Genomic DNA, 20,309 nt, shown 5'->3' with positions numbered 1-20,309 from the left:
ACCGAATCGGGTTATGACCGTTTTCCCTCACGACAACGTGAGAAGATGACAGCTAAGGAAGGCTGATGAAATGCGCAATTTATCGCTCCAGGAAATACACGAGCAGTGCCTTAACACTACCCAAAAAATCATACAGGGTTTCGGTTGGGGCAGCATTGTAGTCAGCGCGTTAAGTCAAACAGACAAAAATTATCTTCATAAAGAGAGCGATAACGCTGTTCTCAACTGGCGATGGGGGATGGAGCATTATCATGGAAGCGCCAACGATGACGGCATTTTAGATATCAGCCTAAAAAGTACGAAGGCTAACGATCCCGGCGCCCTGCATGCAGCGATAATTTGCAAATATGATGCTCGCCGGGAAGAGTTCGCCATTTGTATGCTGGAAAATCTGATAACTGATGAACACGCCGCACTTACAGGCAACGTCTTTATCATTGCACTGGTCTATTCGACAATATTTTGCAGCATGATGGAACTTGAGGATGTGGTCATAGAAAATCCATTGGAGGAGATAAAACCACGATATCGAGCATATGGGTTCTCACACGTTTTTTACGCACCCAATAAAATGTCTTCTTCAGTAGCAGATATTCAGGCAATGATTCGACGTAAAGTGATGAGTATGACCTGACATAAAAATGGACTGTTTGTCAGGCAAAGACGACCGCTGTAAACTCAGATGCAATGGTCAAAAACTAACCGGGAGAGGTTATGATCAAGCAAAACAAAAAAATTGATTCCACCAAAGCGATGGCTGCGGCCCAACGCGCCGCAGACTTCTGGGCAACGATTGACGGCAACAAACTTGCACAAGTAGGCCAGCGTGAAAAAGAGAGGGATCTCGTGGGTCCAACAAAGAAGGCTGAATACGTCAAATTAGGCTAAGGGATGTCCTCTCATTCCAGCCCTCTCTCTAAAGAGAGGGGCTGACTATGCACCGAGTTAGATCGTAATCCGGTAGCGAACGTAATCATCCACCGTGGCCAGCTTGTCATAGAGCGCCCGGGCCGGATTGCCCTCCCGGGTCACCCAGTAGACCTTCGACCACCCCTTATTCCGGGCCTCAGCAATAATGGCTTCGATCAGCGCCCTGCCCGCCCCTTTGCCGCGCGCCGCGTCATCCACAAACAGATCTTCCAGATAACACAGCGGCTGGGTTACCCAGGTGCCTTCATGCAGCACGCAGATGGCAAAACCCACTACACCCTGTTCCGTTTCTGCCAGTCGGCAAAACAGTCCCGAATCCGGGGATAATACCCGGCGCCAGGTCGCCAGCGTCACCGCCTCATCCAGCGCGGTGCCGTAAAAATCGAGATAGCCTTGCCACAGCGCTAACCATGCTGCGTAATCTTCCGCTTTCGCTTCACGCACCTTAATCATTGATGTGATCCTTGATGTGTCTGATATCTCCCGATGATAACAAGGATTGTCTGGAAGCTGCCGTAATCATTCTGAAACAGCCCTCCCTCCGGGGATGGCTTCGCTGAACCAGGCTACCTTTATAGCTATCCACATCACCGGAGAAAACAATGAAAGTCTTAATGGTTCTCACCTCTCACAGTGAACTGGGCAATACCGGCAAGAAAACCGGCTTCTGGCTGGAGGAGTTTGCCGCCCCCTATTACGTCTTCAAAGACGCAGGTGCCGAGGTGGTGCTGGCTTCCCCGGCGGGCGGCCAGCCGCCACTGGATCCCAAAAGTGATTCCGCCGATTTTCAGACCGAACTGACCCGGCGCTTCAAAGCCGATCCGGCGGCCCAGCGCGAGCTCGCCAATACCCTGAAGCTCGACAGCGTGCGTCAGGACGATTTTGATGCCGTCTTCTATCCGGGCGGCCACGGCCCGCTGTGGGATCTGGCCGAATCCCAGACCTCCATCTCCCTGATTGAAGCCTTCACCCGCGCGGGTAAACTCACCGGCTTCGTCTGCCATGCTCCGGGCGTTCTGCGCCATGTGAAGGCCGCCTCTGGCGAGCCGCTGGTCAAGGGCCGTCAGGTGACCGGTTTTACCAATGGCGAAGAGGCCGACGTCGAGCTGACCGACATCGTTCCTTTCCTGGTGGAAGATGAGTTGATCGCCCTGGGTGCGAACTACCAGAAAGGCCCGAACTGGGGATCCTTTATTGTCGAAGACGGCCAGTTGATCACCGGGCAGAACCCGGGCAGTTCCGAAGCGGTAGCAAAAGCGTTAGTGGCTGCGCTGCGCTAATCCCCCCGCCCGGCCGCTGGCCGGGTAACCCCCTCCTGTGCCGACATACCGCAAAGAGTGTTAAATGCAAAAGGGTGCTGAGCTGATACGCTTTTGCGATTCACACCGGAGATGCTATGAACACCATTATTGACCTCTTTAACGACCATAAAAGCGAGCGCAGCTTTACCGATCAAGCCATCGATGACACCACGCTCGAACGCATTATCAGCACTGCTTACCGTGCTCCTACCTCCGTCCATTCCCAGCAGGTGTCGGTTATTGTCACGCGCGATGCCGAAAAGCGGGCGCAAATTTCACAGATCGCCGGCGGCCAGCCGTGGATTGCCAAAGCCCCGGTGTTTATCACCTTTGTGCTGGATATGTACAAAACCGAGGTTGGCATGAAGCTGGCGGGTAACGAGCAGGTGGCGCACCAGAGTATCGAGAGCCTGGTGGCAGGCGCGACCGACGTGGGCATTGCCCTGGGCTCGGTGATGGCGGCGGCCCGTTCTGAAGGGCTAGGGATTGTGCCGATTGGCGGGATCCGTCTGAAGCCGCAAGAGCTGATTGAACTGCTTGAGCTACCGGAACACACCTTCCCGGTCGCGGGCGTGGTGATTGGTCATGTCGATGTGCCATCCCATCACAAACCGCGTCTGCCGCTGGAGACCTTCCGCCACGACGAAGCCTATGTCACCGAGGGGCTGGAAGCGAAAATCACCCGCTACAACCAGCAGATGACCGAACACTGGCAGGCGATTAACCGTACCGACGGCGAAACCTGGAGTGAAAGCGTGAGCGGTTATTACCAGCACATTTACTTCCCGGACGTACTGCCAGCCCTGATTAAGCAGGGCTTCGGCGTCGACAAGTAATTCCTGCCCTTGCCCGGCGGCGCTTCGCTTGCACGGGCCTACGGGTTAAATGCCGTTTGTAGGCCGGGTAAGCGTCAGCGCCACCCGGCATAAATGCGAGCACAGTCTGTAGGCCGGGTAAGCGCAGCGCCACCCGGCAAAAATGCGCGCACCCGATCACCCCTTAATGCGCGGATCCAGCGCGTCCCGCAGTCCATCACCCAACAGATTAAACGCCAGCACGGTGAGGAAGATCGCCATGCTCGGGAACAGCGCTACGTGCGGAGCAATCACCATATCGGCCCGCGCCTCGTTAAGCATTGCGCCCCATTCCGGGGTGGGCGGCTGGGCGCCTAAGCCGAGGAACGACAGGCTGGCGGCGGAGATAATCGACACCCCAATACGCATGGTGAAATAGACCACGATGGAGGAGACGGTGCCCGGCAGGATGTGATTAAATAGAATCGTGGTGTCGCTGGCGCCGATACTGCGCGCCGACTCGATAAAAGTCTGCTGTTTCAGCACCAGCGTATTGCCGCGCACCAGACGGGCGAAGGCCGGAATGGAGAAGATCGCCACGGCGATAATCACGTTAGCCATGCCGTTGCCCATCACCGCCACCACCGCAATCGCCAGCAGAATGCCGGGGAAGGCAAAGAGCACGTCGCAGATGCGCATGATAATCCGGTCCCACCAGCCCTCATAGTAGCCCGCCAGCAGCCCCAGTACGGTGCCGATAGCCGCGCCAATCAGCACCGCAAACACCCCCGCCGCCAGCGAAATCTGCGCCCCCATCAGCACCCGGCTGAAGATATCACGCCCCAGCGAGTCCACGCCGAACCAGTGCATCATTGATGGCCCCTCGTTCAGACGGTCGTAATCGAAATAGTTTTCCGCATCGAACGGGACGATCCACGGTGCCAGTATCGCCACCAGGATCAGCATCAGCACGAACAGTCCGGCGGCGATCGCCACCGGCTGCTTGCGAAAACGTCGCCAGAATTCATGCCACGGGGTGCGGATCTGATCCGGTTTGAGCCCCGGCATCGCCTTTAACATGGCCTGCCGGCGCCAGTTTAACAGTCGCATCTTACTTATACCTGATAGCCGGATTAATGGCGGCATACAGGACATCCACCACTAAGTTGATAAGAATAAACTCCAGCGAAAAGAGCAGCACTTCCGCCTGGATCACCGGGTAGTCGCGCATGTCGACAGAATCGACCAACAGGCGCCCAAGCCCCGGCCAGTTGAAGACCTTTTCCACCACGATGGAGCCGCCGAGCAGAAAACCGAACTGTAGCCCCATCATGGTGACCACCGGGATCATCGCATTGCGCAGGCCGTGCTTGAGGATCACCCACCTCTCGCTCACCCCCTTCGCCCGGGCGGTGCGCATATAGTCTTCATTCAGCACATCCACGAACGAGGCGCGGGTGAAGCGGGCCATCACTGCCGCCACCGCCGCGCCCAGCGTCAGCGAAGGCAGGATGTAGTGCCGCCAGCTGTCCGCACCCACGGTGGGCAGCCAGCCCAGCTCCACGGAAAAGATCTGCATCAGCAGCATCCCCAGCGCAAAGGCCGGGAAGGAGATGCCGGTCACCGCCAGCGCCATACCCAGCCGGTCCGGCCAGCGGTTACGCCACACGGCTGCCACAATCCCGGCCATCAGGCCAAACAGCACCGCCCAGGCCATGCTGGCGAGGGTCAGCCAGAAGGTGGGCATAAAGCGGCTGGCGATCTCCGCGGAAACGGGCCGACGGGAGACCATCGAGGTACCAAAATCCCCCTGCAGGACGTTGGTGATGTAGTGCCAGAACTGCCGGTAAAGCGGCTGATCCAGCCCCAGTTGCTTACGCACCAGCTCAATGACCGTGGCATCCGCTTCCGGACCGGCAATCAGCCGCGCCGGATCGCCTGGCAGCAGATGCACAAATAAAAAGACCAGCACCGCGACAATCAGCAGCGTCGGGATCAGGCCAAGCAGGCGTTTAATCACATAATTCAGCATGCACATTCCTCTCATCCCGCAGGGGCATGCCTGCGGGAATGAGTGCTCTATTTCAGATCCGCGTCGTCAAAGCTAAAGCCGGTATCCGGCATGATGTAGAACCCGGTCAGCGCCTTGTTATGCGCCGAAACCAGTTTCTCGACCACTAACGGCACCCACGGCGACTCCTTCCAGATGGTATCCTGCGCGTCCTTATACAGTTTCGCTTTCTCTTCCGGCTGGGTGGTTTTCAGGGCATCCGTCAGATCTTTATCCACCTGCGGATTGCTGTAAAACGCGGTATTGAACAGCGTTGGCGGCCAGTTTTGCGAGGCGAACAGCGGCGACAGCGCCCAGTCGGCTTCGCCGGTAGAGGCCGACCAGCCGGTGTAGAACATCCTCACCCCGCTCTCTTTCTGCCCTTTGCCTTCCACTTCGGCGGCACGCTGTCCGGCATCCATTGCCGTCACCTTCACCTTAATGCCCACCTGCGCCAGCTGCTGCTGGGTAAACTGCAGCACCTTCTGGGCGGTGCTGTGATTGTGCGACGACCACAGGGTAGTGCTGAAGCCATTCGGGTAGCCAGCCTCTTTCAGCAGCGCGCGCGCTTTTGTCGGATTGTATTCCCACGGATGGTACTGCTGGGAATAGGCGATGGTGGGCGGCACGACCCCGGTTGCCGGAGTGGCATAGCCCGCAAAGGCCACCTTCACCAGCGCCTCGCGGTTGATGGCGTAGTTGATCGCCTCGCGCACTTTCGGGTTATCGAACGGCTTTTGCGTCACGTTCATGCTGATGTAGCGCTGCATAATGGACGGGCTGGCGACCAGCTCCAGCTTGCTGTTTTTGCCGAGCAGCGCCGCCTGCTCATAGGGGATCGGGAAGGCAAACTGCGCTTCGCCGGTCTGCAGCATCGCCGCGCGGGTGTTGTTATCCACCACCGGACGCCAGGTGATGGTGTCCAGCTTCGGCAGCCCTTGCTGCCAGTAACCGGCAAATTTCTTCACCTTCACAAAGTCGGTCTGGTTCCAGGTCACCAGCTCATACGGCCCGGTACCCACCGGATGGAAGCCAATCTCTTTGCCATACTTTTTCAGCGCCGCCGGGGAGATCATCGCCGTGGCCGGGTGCGCCAGAATGTTGATAAAGGCGGAGAAGGGTTCTTTGAGAGTGATTTTTACCGTGGTGGGATCGACGGCTTCGGTGCTGGCGATATTTTTATAGAGGTTGTAGCGCTTGAGGCTGTTGTCCGGGTTGCTGGCGCGATCGAGGTTGACCTTTACCGCTTCCGCGTTGAAGTCGGTGCCGTCCTGGAACTTCACCCCGCTGCGCAGCTTGATGGTGTAGACCAGCCCGTCATCAGAGACGGTGTAGCTCTCGGCCAGTACGTTTTTCAGCTGCATCTCTTTATCGAGGCCGAACAGCCCCTGATAAAACGACTTCGCCACCTGCTGGGAGAGCGTGTCGTTGGCATCATAGGGATCGAGGGTGGTGAAATTGGAGGCCACCGCCACGACCACATCTTTTGCTGCGAAGGCCGGCGTGGCCGCGAGGGCCGCCGTTACGCTCGCGGCTAACAGCCATCTGCGAGCAACAAATTTTGTCATGTTCTTCTCCTGTTGTTCCCTGCTGTCTTAAGTTATAAACGCGAAAAAGCATTGTCCTGACGCGGCGGCGCGACGAAATGGCCGGGGCTGACCTCCCGCAACGCCACGCGCTCGATGGGTTCTCCCCGCTGGCGAATGTTGCCCGGCAGCTCGTCCTGCAGCAGCACCCGTCGGGCCTGCCGGTGAGCCGGATCGGCCACCGGTACCGCCGCCATCAGTTTGCGGGTGTAAGGGTGCTGCGGATTTTCAAACACCGCCCGCCGCGGGCCAATCTCGACAATCTGCCCGAGGTACATCACCGCCACCCGGTGGCTGATGCGCTCCACCACCGCCATATCGTGGGAAATAAACAGAAAGGCGATGCCCATCTCGCGCTGTAAATCGAGCAGCAGGTTTATGATCTGCGCCCGGATGGAGACATCCAGCGCCGAGACGGACTCGTCGGCAATCACCACCTTCGGGTTCAGCGCCAGCGCGCGGGCAATACAGATCCGCTGCCGCTGGCCGCCGGAAAATTCATGGGGATAGCGCCAGGCATGTTCCGGTTTGAGGCCCACGCGCTCCAGCAGCCACGCCACCCGCCGCTGGGCAGCATCCCCGTCCAGCAGGTTATGCACCCGCAGCGGCTCCATAATCGAATAGCCCACCGTCTGGCGGGGATCGAGGGAGGCGTAGGGATCCTGGAAAATAAACTGAATATCCCGCCGCAGGGGTTGCAGCTTCCCGTCCGGCAGGGTGTCGATGCGCTCACCGTTAAAGGTGATGGTGCCCTCCTGGACCTCCACCAGCCGCAGTAGCGCCCGGCCGGTGGTCGATTTGCCGCTGCCGGATTCGCCCACCAGCGACAGCGTTTCGCCGGGCCATAAATCGAAACTGACGCTCTCCACCGCGTGGACTTCGCGCCTGACGCGGTTAAACAGGCCGCCGCGCAGGGGAAAGCGGGTTACCAGGTCGCGCACCTGTAAAATGGGCTCGCCGGGCACCACGGTATCCTGCTCGGTTTCGGCCTCCTGATGGCCGGGTTCGGCAAGGGAGATCAGCGGAAAACGCCGGGGCAGATCGCTGCCGTTCATCGCCCCCAGACGTGGCACCGCGGCCAGCAGCGCCTTCGTATAGGGGTGCTCAGGGGCATGGAAAACCTGCTCCACAGTGCCGGTTTCAACCGCCTCGCCCTGATACATCACCAGCACCCGATCGGCGATATCCGCCACCACGCCCATATCGTGGGTGATAAAGATCACCCCCATCTCCATCTCCTCCTGCAACACCTTGATGAGCTGCAGGATCTGCGCCTGGATGGTGACGTCCAGCGCGGTGGTCGGTTCATCGGCAATCAGCACCGCCGGGCGACAGGAGAGCGCCATGGCGATCATCACCCGCTGGCGCATGCCGCCGGAAAGCTGGTGCGGATAACGCGACAGCACGGCGTCGGCCTCCGGGATCCGTACCTGCTCCAGCATGCGCCGGGCTTCGGCCAGCGCCCCATCGCGGTTCAGACCCTGATGCAGGCGAATGGATTCGGCGATCTGCTCCCCCACCGGAAAAACCGGATTGAGGGAGGTCATCGGCTCCTGGAAAATCATGGCGATATCCGCGCCGCGCACGCTGCGCATCTGGGAGGGGTTCAGGGCGGTGAGATCGCTCACCTGGCCATTGCGACGGCGCAGCAGCAGGCTATCGCACGCCACCTGCCCGCCGGACTGTTCAATCAGGCGCATCAGCGACAGCGCGGTCACCGATTTACCGGAACCGGACTCACCGACAATCGCCAGCGTCTCGCCGCGTTTTAGCGAAAAAGAGAGGTGTTTAACCGCCGGGATCGACTGACGGTTGTCGGAAAAGGCAACGTTCAGGTTGTGTACCGCCAGCACCTGCTGACTGTCCAGTTCATCACTGTGCGGCATGCCTCTCCCCCTTATTCACGGTAAATCCCGGTGCTCGGCGTATCGCCTGCGTATCCCCAGGCACGGTACATGCCCTCACTGTTAAACGGTAGTGCCACATTGCCCTCGCGATCGATGGCAATCAGCCCGCCGCTGCCCTCCAGCGCCGGGAGTTTTTCCATTACCACCCGCTCGCAGGCTTCTGGCAGGCTTAAGCCGCCGTAATCCATCAGCGCGGCAATGTCATAGGCCGCCAGGGTGCGGATAAACACCTCCCCGGTACCGGTACAGGAGACCGCCACGCTGGCGTTATTGGCGTAGCAGCCTGCACCGGGCAGCGGGCTGTCGCCCACCCGGCCAGGCAGTTTATTGGTCATTCCCCCGGTGGAGGTGGCCGCAGCCAGATTCCCCGCTTTATCCAGCGCGACGGCGCCCACGGTCCCCATTTTGCTCGCCTCGTCCAGCGGGGCGGCGTGGTCGAGCCGGGTTTCATCCGCCCCGCGGGCCGCCAGCAGTTGCTGATAGCGCTCCGGGGTAGAGAAAATCTCCGGCGACACCGGCTCCATGCCGTGGGCAAAGGCAAATTTCTCGGCGCCCTCCCCGACCAGCAGCACGTGCGGGCTCTGCTCCATCACCAGACGGGCGGCCAGCACCGGGTTGCGCAGATGGCTGACCCCGGCCACGGCGCCCGCTTTCAGGCTAATGCCGTCCATCACGCAGGCATCCAGCTCGTGGGTTTCATCCCGGGTGAATACCGCGCCAATCCCGGCGTTAAACAGCGGGCACTCCTCCAGCAGGCGTACCGCCTCGGTAACCACATCCAGCGCGCTCTCGCCCGCCTCCAGCATCCGCTGGCCGGTTTCCACAATCGATGAGAGCGCCTCAACGTAACGCCTCTCCTGCTCCTGACTAAGCTGCGCGCGGGTGATAGCCCCGGCGCCGCCGTGGATTGCGATGACTGCCTTCCCCATTTACTTTACCTTTGGGCACGTAATGGCCGCTTTTTTTATAAATATCATTATCGTGGCTGACAATTCATATAATTTTTGAATATAGAAAGACGTCACCGTGATGTAAAGGGTAAGCCCATGGTGTCATACAGTTAACGGCACTTTTCTGCCATAATGGCCGCCTTCGTTATTCTCTCCCTGGAGTGACCCATGGATTTTACCGCCGGACTGATGCCGCTTGAGACGGCACTCACCCAGATGCTCGATCGAATTTCTCCGCTTACAGAGCAGGAAACCTTGCCGCTGCTGCGCTGTTTTGGCCGCGTGACCGCCGCCGACATCATCTCTCCCCTGAACGTGCCGGGCTTTGATAACTCAGCGATGGATGGCTACGCCGTGCGTCTGGCGGATCTGGCGGCAGGCACCGCGCTGCCGGTGGCGGGAAAAGCCTTTGCCGGTCAGCCTTTCCAGGGTGAATGGCCTGCCGGAAGCTGCGTGCGCATTATGACCGGCGCGCCGGTGCCGCCAGGCTGCGATGCGGTGGTGATGCAGGAGGAGACCGAGCAGACCGACGATGGCGTGCGTTTTACCGCCAGCGTGAAGCCGGGACAAAATATCCGCCGCAGCGGGGAAGATATTGCCCTCGGCGCGACCGTCTTCCCGGCGGGGACAAAACTGACCGTCGCCGAACTGCCGGTGCTGGCCTCGCTGGGCATTGCAGAGATCGCCGTGGTGCGCCAGGTGCGCGTGGCGCTCTTCTCCACCGGCGATGAGCTTCAGTTGCCGGGCCAGCCGCTGGCCGAAGGGCAGATCTACGACACCAACCGGCTGGCGGTGCACCTGATGCTGGAGCAGCTCGGCTGTGAGGTGATCAACCTCGGCATTATTCCTGACGATCCGCAAAAACTGCGGGAGGCCTTTATCGAAGCCGATCGCGTGGCCGACGTGGTCCTGAGCTCCGGTGGCGTCTCGGTGGGCGAAGCGGACTACACCAAAACGATCCTCGATGAACTGGGTGAGATCGGCTTCTGGAAACTGGCCATCAAGCCCGGCAAACCTTTCGCCTTCGGCAAACTGCCGGATAGCTGGTTCTGCGGCCTGCCGGGGAACCCGGTCTCTGCGGCGCTCACCTTCTATCAGCTGGTACAGCCATTGCTGGCGAAGCTCTCCGGCAACCGGGCGCACAGCCTGCCTGCCCGCCAGCGCGTCCGCGCCGCCACCCGGCTGAAAAAATCGCCGGGCCGTCTCGACTTCCAGCGCGGCATTCTGGCGCGTAACGCCGAGGGCGAGCTGGAGGTGCGCTCCACCGGACATCAGGGCTCGCATATCTTCAGCTCCTTCAGCCAGGGGAACTGCTTTATCGTGCTTGAGCGCGAACGCGGTAACGTGGAAGCGGGTGAGTGGGTGGAAGTCGAGCCGTTTAACGCCCTGTTTGGAGGCTAACCATGACGGTGGAGCTGAGCGACAACGAGATGCTGCGCTACAATCGCCAGATTGTGCTGCGCGGCTTTGATTTCGACGGCCAGGAAGCGTTAAAGGCCGCGAATGTGCTGGTGGTCGGCCTCGGCGGATTAGGCTGCGCCGCGGCGCAGTATCTGGCGGCGGCCGGTGTCGGGCGCATGACGCTGCTCGATTTCGACACCGTGTCGCTCTCCAACCTGCAACGCCAGACCCTGCACAGCGATGCGACCCTGGGTGAGCCGAAAGTGGTCTCGGCCCAGGCATCGCTTTCGCGCATCAACCCTAACGTGCAGTTTACGCTGCTCAACGCCCTGCTCGACGACGCCGCGCTCTCTGACCAGATAGCCCAACACGATCTGGTGCTCGACTGCACTGACAACGTCACCATTCGTAACCAGCTTAACGCCGGCTGTTTCAGCCATAAAACGCCCCTGGTCTCCGGAGCGGCTATCCGCATGGAGGGCCAGGTGAGCGTCTTTACCTGGGCGGAGGGCGAGCCCTGCTACCGCTGCCTGAGCCGTCTGTTTGGCGAAAACGCCCTGACCTGCGTTGAGGCGGGGGTGATGGCGCCGCTGGTGGGGGTGATCGGGTCGATGCAGGCGATGGAGGCGATTAAGGTGCTGGCCCGTTACGGCACGCCCGCGGCGGGGAAAATCGTGATGTACGACGCGATGACCTGCCAGTTCCGCGAGATGAAGCTGATGCGCAATCCGGGGTGTGAGGTGTGCGGGGGGTAAAACATGCCGGGTGGCGGCTTCGCCTTACCCAGCCTACAAAAACCTCGAACCGTAGGCCGGGCAAGCGTTAGCGCCGCCCGGCAATAAGGTCAGATCGATGTCCGTCCAAAGGCGTTCTGCCAGTCCTGCTCAAATTTTGCAATCGCCGCGTCCACCGCCGGAGAGGTAATCAGTTGCTGGGCCACATCCAGCGGCAGGGTGATGGATTCACAGCCCGCCAGCAGGCAATCCAGCGCCTGACGCGGGGTTTTGAAGCTCGCGGCCAGCACTTTGGCGTGCGGCGCGTGGAGCGTCAGCAGCTGTTGCAGCTCCGCCACCGTCTGAATGCCATCCCCGCCCTGCGCATCCACGCGGTTGACATAGGGCGCGACATACTCCGCCCCCGCCAGCGCCGCCATCAGCCCCTGCGCCGCGCTGTAGACCGCCGTACCGAGCGTCGGCACACCCTGCGCTTTCAGCATCTTAATGGCCGCCAGCCCTTCCGCCGTGACCGGCACTTTGACCACCAGATCCGCGACGATACCGCGCAGCTTCAGCGCATCTTCCACCATCCCTTCCGCGCTGGTCGCCATCACCTGGGCAAACAGACGGCCCTGGCCGCCCATCGCCTCCTGCAGCTGCGGCAGCAGGACTTCCAGCGGCGTTTTGCCCGCGGCAACAATGCTTGGGTTGGTGGTGACGCCTGCCAGCGGAAAGATGCGGGCCAGTTTTTTAACAGTAATGACGTCGGATGTGTCGAGATACAGTTCCATGATGGGGTCCTCAAAAATGACTATGCCGTAACCCTATCACGGCAAAACCTGCCTCAGAGTTGATTTGCGTCAAGATAACTTTCATTCGAAAGTAATTTAATATTCATACGCAACAAGAGGCGACATTATGATCTTCAACATTCAGCGTTATTCGACACACGACGGCCCGGGGATTCGTACCGTGGTCTTTATGAAAGGCTGCTCCCTGTGCTGCCGCTGGTGTCAGAACCCTGAAAGCCGCGAACGCTCGCGGGATCTGCTGTTCGACGCTCGCCTGTGCCTGGAGGGGTGTAACCTCTGCCAGCAGGCGGCGCCCGCGGTCATCCACCGCACGCTGAATGGCCTGGTGATCCACCGCGAAAAACTCGACGATACCCATCTGGATGCCCTCACCCACTGCTGCCCGACTCAGGCCCTGACCGTCTGCGGTGAAGAGAAGCAGGTGGAAGAGATCATGAGCACCGTCCTGCGGGATAAGCCGTTTTACGATCGCAGCGGCGGCGGCGTCACCCTCTCCGGGGGCGAACCTTTTATGAACCCGACGCTGGCCCGCGCCCTCTTCCAGGCCAGCCACGACGCGGGCATTCATACCGCCGTGGAAACCTGTCTGCACGTGCCGTGGCACTATATCGAACCGTCGTTACCGTACATCGATCTGTTTCTCGCCGACCTGAAACATGTCGACGGCGCGGTCTTTAAGCAGTGGACCGACGGCTCGGCGAAACGGGTGCTGGATAACCTCAGGCGCCTCGCCGCCGCCGGGAAAACGCTCACCATTCGCGTGCCGCTGATCCAGGGCTTTAACGCCGATGAAGCGTCGATTACCGCGATTACCAATTTTGCCGCGGATGAACTGAACGTCCGTGACATCCATTTTTTACCGTATCACACGCTGGGCATGAACAAATACACCCTGCTCGGCCAACCCTACTCTGCCCCTAATAAACCACTCGATAATCCTGCATTACTGGACTTTGCCCGGCAGTACGCCGCCCAGAAAGGGTTAACCGCGACCTTACGAGGATAATGTTATGACACAGCTGAATCTTACTACCCTGAGCGATCGCATTAAGGCGCATAAAACTGCCCTGGTCCATATTGTAAAGCCGCCGGTCTGTACCGAACGTGCGCAGCACTATACCGAGATGTACCAGCAGCATATGGATAAGCCGATCCCGGTCCGCCGCGCGCTGGCCCTGGCGCATCACCTGGCGCAGCGCACCATCTGGATCAAACATGACGAACTGATTATGGGTAACCAGGCAAGCGAAGTGCGCGCTGCGCCGATCTTCCCGGAATACACCGTCTCGTGGATTGAAAAAGAGATCGACGATCTCGCCGACCGTCCGGGCGCGGGCTTTGCGGTAAGCGAAGAGAACAAACGCGTTCTGCATGAACTCTGCCCGTGGTGGCGTGGCCAGACGGTGCAGGATCGCTGCTACGGTATGTTCACCGATGAGCAAAAAGGCCTGCTGGAAACCGGGATTATTAAAGCCGAAGGCAACATGACCTCCGGCGACGCCCACCTGGCGGTGAACTTCCCACTGCTGCTGGAAAAGGGGCTCGACGGCCTGCGCCACAAGGTGGCCGAGCGCCGCTCCCGCATCAACCTGACGGTACTGGATGATCTGCACGGTGAACAGTTCCTGAAAGCGATCGATATCGTGCTGGAAGCGGTAAGTATGCATATCGAACGCTTTGCCGACCTGGCGCGTGAGATGGCCGCCAGCGAAACCCGCGAACGCCGCCGCGACGAACTGCTGGCCATGGCGGAAAACTGCGATGTGATCGCCCACGAACCGCCAAAAACCTTCTGGCAGGCGTTGCAGCTGTGCTACTTCATCCAGCTGATCCTGCAGATTGAGTCCAACGGCCATTCGGTCTCCTTTGCCCGGATGGACCAGTATCTCTACCCGTACTACCGCCGCGACGTGGAGCTGAACCAGTCTCTGGATCGTGAGCACGCCATTGAGCTGCTGCACAGCTGCTGGCTGAAGCTGCTGGAGGTGAACAAGATCCGCTCCGGCTCCCACTCCAAAGCCTCTGCCGGTAGCCCGCTGTATCAGAACGTTACCATCGGCGGACAGAAACTGGTGAACGGTATGGCGATGGATGCGGTGAACCCGCTCTCTTACGCGATTCTGGAATCCTGCGGTCGTCTGCGCTCCACCCAGCCGAACCTGAGCGTGCGCTACCATGCAGGCATGAGCAACGACTTCCTCGACGCCTGCGTGCAGGTGATCCGCTGTGGCTTCGGGATGCCAGCCTTCAACAACGATGAGATTGTGATCCCGGAATTTATCAAGCTCGGGGTAGAGAAAGAGGACGCCTACGACTATGCGGCCATCGGCTGTATCGAAACCGCCGTGGGCGGCAAGTGGGGCTATCGCTGCACCGGCATGAGCTTCATTAACTTCGCCCGCGTGATGCTGGCGGCGATGGAGGGTGGCCGCGACGCCACCAGCGGTAAAGTATTCCTGCCGCAGGAAAAAGCGCTCTCGGCGGGCAACTTCAACAACTTTGACGAAGTGATGGCCGCCTGGGATAGCCAGATCCGCTATTACACCCGCAAGTCCATCGAAATCGAATATGTGGTGGACACCATGCTGGAAGAGAACGTCCACGACATTCTCTGCTCGGCGCTGGTGGATGATTGCATTGAGCGCGCGAAGAGCATAAAGCAGGGCGGCGCGAAGTACGACTGGGTATCCGGCCTGCAGGTGGGCATCGCCAACCTTGGCAACAGCCTGGCGGCGGTGAAGAAGCTGGTCTTTGAAGAGGGGGCGATTGGTCAGCAGCAGCTGGCGGCGGCCCTTGCGGATGATTACGAGGGGCTGACCCACGAGCAGCTGCGCCAGCGTCTGATCAACGGCGCGCCGAAGTACGGCAACGACGACGACAGCGTGGATCTGCTGCTGACCCGTGCCTACCAGACCTACATCGAAGAGCTGAAGCAGTACCATAACCCGCGCTACGGTCGCGGTCCAATTGGCGGCAACTACTATGCCGGCACCTCGTCCATCTCCGCCAACGTGCCGTTTGGCGCGGCAACCATGGCGACCCCGGACGGGCGTAAAGCGCATACTCCGCTGGCGGAAGGGGCCAGCCCGGCCTCCGGTACGGACCACCTGGGCCCAACCGCGGTTATCGGCTCCGTGGGCAAACTGCCGACCGAGGCGATTCTGGGTGGCGTGCTGCTGAACCAGAAGCTCAACCCGGCGACGCTGGATAACGACAGCGACCGCCAGAAGCTGATGGTGCTGCTGCGCACCTTCTTCGAGGTGCATAAAGGCTGGCATATCCAGTACAACATCGTGTCGCGCGAAACGCTGCTGGAAGCGAAGAAACACCCGGATCAGTATCGTGATCTGGTGGTGCGCGTGGCGGGTTACTCGGCATTCTTCACCGCCCTGTCACCGGATGCGCAGGACGATATTATTGCGCGTACTGAGCATACGCTGTAACCCCATTGCCCGGTGGCGCTACGCTTACCGGGCCTACAATTCCCCCCGTAGGCCGGGTAAGCGTCAGCGCCACCCGGCTTTTCACTTTCATTCGAAATTAAATTTGTGGTTTTGGTCACATTGTTATTAGAATGTTGCTGGTCGCAGTTATATCCAGGAGCGCAATGTATGACCGTTAAAGTTATCGTCACCGATATGGACGGAACTTTTCTTGATGACGCCAAGCAGTACGATCGTGACCGCTTTCAGGCGCAGTTCCAGCAACTTCAGGCCCGCAATATCGAGTTCGTTGTCGCCAGCGGCAACCAGTATTACCAGCTCATCTCCTTCTTCCCGGAGCTGAAATCGCAGATCTCCTTCGTGGCGGAGAACGGCGCGCTGGTGTTCGATCACGGCGAGCAGATCTTCCACGGCGAACTGACCAAACATGAGTCGCAGATTGTCATTGGCGAACTGCTGAAAGATAGCGCCCTGAATTTTGTCGCCTGCGGTCTGGAGAGTGCTTACGTCAGCGACAAGGCACCCGATGCCTTCGTCGACCTGATGTCAAAACACTATCACCGCTTACAGCGCATCAGCGACTATCGCGACATCGACGACGTACTGTTCAAGTTCTCGTTGAACCTGCCGGACAGCGATATCCCGAACCTGATTGACGCCCTGCATGTCTCCCTCGACGGCATCATGAAGCCGGTGACCAGCGGGTTTGGCTTTGTCGATCTGATCATTCCCGGCCTGCATAAAGCCAACGGCATCAGCCGCCTGCTGAAACGCTGGCACATCTCCCCGCAGGCGTGCGTCGCCATTGGCGACAGCGGTAATGACGCCGAAATGCTGAAATTTGCCCACTACTCCTTCGCCATGGGTAACGCGGGCGAAAATATCAAAGCCATCACCCGCTATCAGACCGACGACAACAACCACCAGGGCGCGCTGAACGTGATTCAGGCCGTCCTCGATAACACCCCGCCTTTCAGCAACTGATTTTCCCGCCGGAGCCTCCTCCGGCGAACCTCCCTCTTTTTCTCCGGGTTGTGCACTTCATCAAGTTATTTAACTTGCATTAACTTTTTTTTAACCTAAAGTATCACTTGTAATTACTTTTACTTTCGAATGAAAGATAGCGAGGCTGTTATGACCTTAACGTTTACCAGTGAAACTTTGCCCGCTGATCACAAAGCGGCCATCCGCCAGATGAAACGTGACCTGCGGGCGCAGATTGGCGACGTGCAGGGCGTGTTTGATCGCCTGAGCGATAAAATTGCCAGCCGCGTGGCAGAAATTAATGCCCTGAAAAGCAAAGGCGATCCTGTCTGGCCGGTGATCCCCTTTGCCGACGTGCAGAGCGGTAACATCAGCCCGGCGCAGCGCGAGGCGGTGAAACGCCGGGGCTGTGCGGTAATCAAAGGTCATTTCCCGCGTGAGCAGGCGCTGGCGTGGGATAACGCGATGCTCGACTATCTGGATCTCAACCGTTTTGATGATGTCTATAAAGGTCCGGGGGATAACTTCTTTGGCACCCTCACCGCCTCCCGCCCGGAGATCTACCCGATCTACTGGTCGCACGCCCAGATGGAAGCCCGTCAGAGCGAAGAGATGGCCCAGGTGCAGTCATTCCTGAACCGTTTATGGACTTTTGAGAGCAACGGCAAGCAGTGGTTCAACCCGGACGTCAGCGTGATCTACCCGGACCGCATTCGTCGCCGTCCGCCGGGAACCACCTCGAAGGGTCTGGGGGCGCACACTGACTCCGGCGCGCTGGAGCGCTGGTTGCTTCCGGCCTATCAGCAGGTCTTCGCCCGGGTCTTTGATGGCAATATCGAGCAGTACGATCCGTGGGATGCCGCCCACCGCACCGAAGTGGAAGAGTACACCGTGGACAACACCACCAAATGCTCGGTGTTCCGCACCTTCCAGGGCTGGACGGCGCTCTCAGATATGATCCCGGATCAGGGGCTGCTGCACGTGGTGCCAATCCCGGAAGCGATGGCGTACATTCTGCTGCGTCCGCTGCTGGATGATGTGCCGGAAGATGAACTCTGCGGCGTGGCGCCAGGACGCGTGCTGCCGATCTCCGAGAAGTGGCATCCGCTGTTAATGGAAGCGTTGACCAGCATTCCGGCTCTGGAAGCAGGTGACTCCGTGTGGTGGCACTGCGATGTGATCCACTCGGTGGCCCCGGTCGAGAACCAGCAGGGCTGGGGCAACGTGATGTACATTCCGGCGGCGCCGATGTGTGAGAAAAACCTCGCCTATGCGAAGAAGGTAAAAGCGGCGCTGGAAACCGGCGCCTCGCCAGGCGATTTCCCGCGTGAAGATTATGAAGCGACGTGGCAGTCACGTTTCACCGTTGATGATCTGAACATTCACGGCAAGCGCGCACTCGGCATGGCCTGACCCCTTTATGGCGGCGCGTCCAGTATGGGCGTCGCCGCCCCGCTTAATCTCCCCCCGGTAATTTTGTGACCGCGCTCCGGTTACGTTAAAAATCATTTTTCTTAACGCAAACAACAGGTCATGATGTCTCACCGCATAACGGTTACAAAGTGTGTGCCGCTTTTATCCCGCTTTTTGCACGAAACTGCCTGATTTCCGCTCGCCGCCGGTTCTCCTTTCTTTTAAGTTTTTATACCAATTTTCCGATAGTTATATGACAGGTGAAATGGTGCCATAATTGGTATACCAATTATATAAACGCATTGATATTGTGTTTATAAACAATAAGTTATGAAAAATGCGGGGGAAAGCGTGTAGACAGGGGGAAAGCAGACCCTCCCCGGACGGGAAGGGTCAGAAACGGGTGATTAGCCGTCGATACCTTTGCTGCGCAGGTAGTCTTCGTAGTTACCGCTGAAGTCCACCACGCGCTCCGGCGTAATTTCAATTACGCGGGTCGCCAGCGAGCTGACGAACTCACGGTCGTGGGAGACGAAGATCAGGGTGCCCTGATAAATCTCCAGCGCCATGTTCAGCGATTCGATCGATTCCATATCCAGGTGGTTGGTCGGTTCGTCCATCACCAGAATGTTCGGTTTCTGCATCATCAGCTTGCCGAACAGCATACGGCCCTTCTCACCCCCGGAGAGGACCTTCGCCGGTTTTTTGATATCGTCCTGGCTGAAGAGCAGACGGCCCAGGAAGCTGCGCACCACCTGCTCGTCGTCGCCTTCTGATTTCCACTGGCTCATCCATTCGAATACGGTCAGGTCGTTTTCAAACTCATACTCGTGATCCTGCGCGTAATAGCCGATAGAGGCGTTTTCGGACCACTTCACGGTGCCGCTGTCCGGCTGGAGTTCGCCCACCAGGGTCTTCAGCATGGTGGATTTACCCACGCCGTTGGCGCCGATAATCGCGATCTTCTCACCCACTTCCAGCAGCAGGTTGAAGTTTTTAAACAGCGGCCCCTCTTCAAAGCCCTTGGTGAGGGCTTCCACTTCCAGCGCGTTACGGAACAGTTTCTTATCCTGCTCGAAGCGGATGAACGGGTTCTGACGGCTGGAGGCTTTAACTTCTTCCAGCTTGATTTTGTCAATCTGACGGGCGCGGGAGGTGGCCTGACGGGATTTAGAGGCGTTGGCGCTAAAGCGGCTGACGAAGGATTGCAGGTCGGCAATCTGCGCCTTTTTCTTGGCGTTGTCGGCCAGCAGACGCTCACGCGCCTGGGTCGCGGCGGTCATGTACTCGTCGTAGTTGCCCGGATAAACGCGCAGCTCGCCGTAGTCGAGATCGGCCATGTGGGTGCAGACCATGTTCAGGAAGTGACGGTCGTGCGAGATGATGATCATGGTGCTGTTACGCTCGTTCAGCGTCTGCTCCAGCCAGCGAATGGTATCGATGTCCAGGTTGTTCGTCGGTTCGTCGAGCAGCAGGATATCCGGGTTGGAGAAGAGCGCCTGCGCCAGCAGAACACGCAGCTTCCAGCCTGGCGCGACTTCGCTCATCGGGCCGTAATGCTGTTCAACCGGAATACCGACGCCGAGCAGCAGCTCACCGGCGCGGGCTTCGGCGGAGTAGCCGTCCATTTCGCCGTACTGGGTTTCGAGATCGGCCACTTTATAGCCATCTTCTTCGCTCATTTCGGCAAGGCCGTAGATGCGATCGCGCTCCTGCTTCACTTCCCACAGCTCAACGTGCCCCATGATCACCGTATCAAGCACGGTAAACGCTTCAAAGGCGAACTGATCCTGACGCAGCTTACCGATGCGCTCGTTCGGATCGAGAGAAACGTTGCCCAGGGTCGGCTCTAAATCGCCGCCGAGGATCTTCATGAAGGTGGATTTTCCGCTACCGTTGGCACCAATCAGGCCGTAACGGTTGCCGCCGCCAAACTTGACGGAAATGTTTTCGAACAGCGGCTTACTGCCAAACTGCATAGTGACGTTGCTGGTAACTAACACGGGAGATTCCTGCGAGAAG

Annotated in this window: 18 protein-coding genes; 10 read left to right on the top strand and 8 right to left on the bottom strand. The window is 59.0% G+C overall.

Features of this window, described 5'->3' with window-relative positions:
* The first annotated feature begins 70 nt into the window (after positions 1-70).
* Both C2U54_RS11980 and C2U54_RS27455 read left to right on the top strand, forming a co-directional pair.
* Positions 71-634, top strand: coding sequence for a hypothetical protein (locus tag C2U54_RS11980; protein ID WP_103178822.1), 564 nt, complete (start codon positions 71-73; stop codon positions 632-634).
* 80 nt (positions 635-714) lie between these two features.
* Complete coding sequence (locus C2U54_RS27455; protein ID WP_168192009.1) at positions 715-888, top strand: hypothetical protein; 174 nt, start codon at positions 715-717, stop codon at positions 886-888.
* 57 nt (positions 889-945) lie between these two features.
* Here the strand turns inward: C2U54_RS27455 and C2U54_RS11975 are convergent, their stop codons facing one another.
* Positions 946-1,383 carry a GNAT family N-acetyltransferase gene (locus tag C2U54_RS11975; protein ID WP_103178821.1) on the bottom strand — a complete coding sequence of 146 codons (438 nt, stop codon included), beginning with the start codon at positions 1,381-1,383 and terminating at the stop codon, positions 946-948.
* A gap of 149 nt (positions 1,384-1,532) precedes the next feature.
* Between C2U54_RS11975 and C2U54_RS11970 the strand changes: the two genes are divergently transcribed.
* On the top strand, positions 1,533-2,210 hold the full coding sequence (locus tag C2U54_RS11970; protein ID WP_103178820.1) for a type 1 glutamine amidotransferase domain-containing protein: 678 nt from the start codon (positions 1,533-1,535) through the stop codon (positions 2,208-2,210).
* A 116-nt stretch (positions 2,211-2,326) separates the two neighbouring features.
* Positions 2,327-3,067: a nitroreductase family protein gene (locus C2U54_RS11965; RefSeq protein ID WP_103178819.1), complete on the top strand. Its 741-nt coding sequence runs from the start codon at positions 2,327-2,329 to the stop codon at positions 3,065-3,067.
* Positions 3,068-3,223: 156 nt separating this feature from the next.
* Here C2U54_RS11965 and gsiD read toward each other — a convergent pair whose 3' ends face one another.
* Genes gsiD through iaaA form a run of 5 tightly spaced genes read right to left on the bottom strand, consistent with a single transcriptional unit; the run spans position 3,224 to position 9,497 of the window.
* Positions 3,224-4,135 (bottom strand): glutathione ABC transporter permease GsiD, encoded by a 912-nt coding sequence (gene gsiD / locus C2U54_RS11960; protein WP_103178818.1) that lies wholly within the window; start codon positions 4,133-4,135, stop codon positions 3,224-3,226.
* A 1-nt stretch (position 4,136) separates the two neighbouring features.
* Positions 4,137-5,057 carry a glutathione ABC transporter permease GsiC gene (gene gsiC / locus C2U54_RS11955; RefSeq protein WP_103178817.1) on the bottom strand — a complete coding sequence of 307 codons (921 nt, stop codon included), beginning with the start codon at positions 5,055-5,057 and terminating at the stop codon, positions 4,137-4,139.
* 47 nt (positions 5,058-5,104) lie between these two features.
* Entirely contained in the window at positions 5,105-6,643 is a 1,539-nt protein-coding gene (gene gsiB, locus C2U54_RS11950; RefSeq protein WP_103178816.1) for a glutathione ABC transporter substrate-binding protein GsiB, read from the bottom strand.
* Positions 6,644-6,675: 32 nt separating this feature from the next.
* Complete coding sequence (gene gsiA, locus C2U54_RS11945) at positions 6,676-8,547, bottom strand: glutathione ABC transporter ATP-binding protein GsiA (protein ID WP_103178815.1); 1,872 nt, start codon at positions 8,545-8,547, stop codon at positions 6,676-6,678.
* 11 nt (positions 8,548-8,558) lie between these two features.
* Positions 8,559-9,497: a beta-aspartyl-peptidase gene (gene iaaA, locus C2U54_RS11940; protein ID WP_103178814.1), complete on the bottom strand. Its 939-nt coding sequence runs from the start codon at positions 9,495-9,497 to the stop codon at positions 8,559-8,561.
* A 189-nt stretch (positions 9,498-9,686) separates the two neighbouring features.
* Here iaaA and moeA point away from each other — a divergent pair, with 189 nt between their 5' ends.
* Positions 9,687-10,919 carry a molybdopterin molybdotransferase MoeA gene (gene moeA, locus C2U54_RS11935; RefSeq protein ID WP_103178813.1) on the top strand — a complete coding sequence of 411 codons (1,233 nt, stop codon included), beginning with the start codon at positions 9,687-9,689 and terminating at the stop codon, positions 10,917-10,919.
* Positions 10,920-10,921: 2 nt separating this feature from the next.
* Complete coding sequence (gene moeB / locus C2U54_RS11930; protein WP_103178812.1) at positions 10,922-11,674, top strand: molybdopterin-synthase adenylyltransferase MoeB; 753 nt, start codon at positions 10,922-10,924, stop codon at positions 11,672-11,674.
* Between the two features lie 89 nt (positions 11,675-11,763).
* Here moeB and fsa read toward each other — a convergent pair whose 3' ends face one another.
* Positions 11,764-12,426 carry a fructose-6-phosphate aldolase gene (fsa, locus tag C2U54_RS11925; RefSeq protein WP_103178811.1) on the bottom strand — a complete coding sequence of 221 codons (663 nt, stop codon included), beginning with the start codon at positions 12,424-12,426 and terminating at the stop codon, positions 11,764-11,766.
* A gap of 127 nt (positions 12,427-12,553) precedes the next feature.
* On the opposite strand from fsa, the gene C2U54_RS11920 reads away from it, so the two are divergent.
* From C2U54_RS11920 to C2U54_RS11905, 4 genes are all read left to right on the top strand, one after another.
* Positions 12,554-13,453: a glycyl-radical enzyme activating protein gene (locus C2U54_RS11920; RefSeq protein ID WP_103178810.1), complete on the top strand. Its 900-nt coding sequence runs from the start codon at positions 12,554-12,556 to the stop codon at positions 13,451-13,453.
* A gap of 4 nt (positions 13,454-13,457) precedes the next feature.
* On the top strand, positions 13,458-15,890 hold the full coding sequence (locus tag C2U54_RS11915) for a formate C-acetyltransferase/glycerol dehydratase family glycyl radical enzyme (RefSeq protein ID WP_103178809.1): 2,433 nt from the start codon (positions 13,458-13,460) through the stop codon (positions 15,888-15,890).
* 168 nt (positions 15,891-16,058) lie between these two features.
* On the top strand, positions 16,059-16,874 hold the full coding sequence (locus C2U54_RS11910) for a Cof-type HAD-IIB family hydrolase (RefSeq protein ID WP_103178808.1): 816 nt from the start codon (positions 16,059-16,061) through the stop codon (positions 16,872-16,874).
* Between the two features lie 150 nt (positions 16,875-17,024).
* Complete coding sequence (locus tag C2U54_RS11905; protein WP_103178807.1) at positions 17,025-18,287, top strand: DUF1479 domain-containing protein; 1,263 nt, start codon at positions 17,025-17,027, stop codon at positions 18,285-18,287.
* Positions 18,288-18,694: 407 nt separating this feature from the next.
* Here the strand turns inward: C2U54_RS11905 and C2U54_RS11900 are convergent, their stop codons facing one another.
* Entirely contained in the window at positions 18,695-20,290 is a 1,596-nt protein-coding gene (locus C2U54_RS11900) for an ABC-F family ATPase (RefSeq protein ID WP_103178806.1), read from the bottom strand.
* Between the last annotated feature and the right edge of the window lie 19 nt (positions 20,291-20,309).

It is taken from the genome of Leclercia sp. LSNIH1 (assembly GCF_002902985.1).
Classification (GTDB): Bacteria; Pseudomonadota; Gammaproteobacteria; order Enterobacterales; family Enterobacteriaceae; genus Enterobacter.
Note: the sequence above shows the minus strand (reverse complement) of the source record. Positions and strands in the feature narration are given on the sequence as shown.